The organism is Aeromonas sp. HMWF017, from assembly GCF_003061465.1.
Taxonomy (GTDB): Bacteria; Pseudomonadota; Gammaproteobacteria; order Enterobacterales; family Aeromonadaceae; genus Aeromonas; species Aeromonas veronii.
Window position 1 is genome coordinate 18,005 of sequence record NZ_QAJD01000150.1, and the last position, 967, is coordinate 18,971.

Consider the following 967-nt stretch of genomic DNA (forward strand, 5'->3'; position numbering starts at 1 on the left):
GGCATGATGCTGGCGTTGGCCGGTTTGCTGCTGATTATCCCGGGTTTTGTGACCGACATTTTCGGTGTGCTGTTGCTGCAACCCTGGCTGCGCAACAAACTGGCTGACAAGCTGATCGGCAGCAGCCAGTTCCGGATGCAGATGGGCGGTTTCCAGCGTACTCAATCGCCGTTTGGCAACGCACCGTCCGATGAGCATCTGGAGAACGCCAAGCAGGGCGGCACCACCATCGAAGGCGAATTTGAGCGCAAAGAGTGAGCGTAAAGAGTAATCGACGAGACGAAAACCCGAGGCGAGTGACTGAATCAGGGTTTGCCCTGATGGCACAAGGCCTCGAAGCGGTGTCGGGCATACCACCATGCGAGGGTGCCCGCCGCCAGATTGGCCAGCAAGATCCCCAGATATATCCCCTGTTCTCCCCCCAGCTTTGCCCCCAGCCAGGCTCCTGGCAATAGAAAACCAAACAGCCGCAATCCGTTGAACAAGAAAGAAATACTGGATGCCCGCACGCCATTGAGTGCCGATGCCAGCAGCATCACCATGCCCTGAAAGCCGTAACCGATCGGCACTAGGTGTAGATAGAGAACAATCAGGCGAATGACCTGCGGATGATCGCTGAACAGATTGGCGATGAGTGGCGCCAGTAGCCAGGTCAGGCCATAGATGGCGAGCTGAAACAGCAACGCAAACCCCATGCAGCTTTGCAGCGCAGCCTTGGCGCGGGCCGGATTACCTGCACCGCAGTTTTGCGAGATGAAAGGGGCCAGCACGGAGGCAAGGGCCATCATCACAATCAGCAGCAGCGCCTCAACCCGCGATGCGGCGCCGTAAGCGGCCACCACCTCGGTACCCAGTCCTGCAAAGATCGTCATCAGCACCGCATTGGCCAGGGGGTTGAGCATATTGGTAAAAGAGGCGGGGACGGCGACATGGAGCAAGGCCCGCCAGTGGGACAGCAACCGGGCCC

2 protein-coding genes are annotated in these 967 nt (G+C 58.8%); one reads left to right on the forward strand and one right to left on the reverse strand.

Annotated elements, in window-relative coordinates; genetic code table 11:
* On the forward strand, positions 1 to 258 hold a 258-nt coding region (locus DBR30_RS22340; protein WP_258224454.1), incomplete at its 5' end, for an FxsA family protein.
* A gap of 47 nt (positions 259 to 305) precedes the next feature.
* Here DBR30_RS22340 and DBR30_RS22345 read toward each other — a convergent pair.
* Positions 306 to 967 (reverse strand): MATE family efflux transporter (locus DBR30_RS22345; protein ID WP_258224455.1); only part of this gene is annotated, 662 nt, incomplete at its 5' end.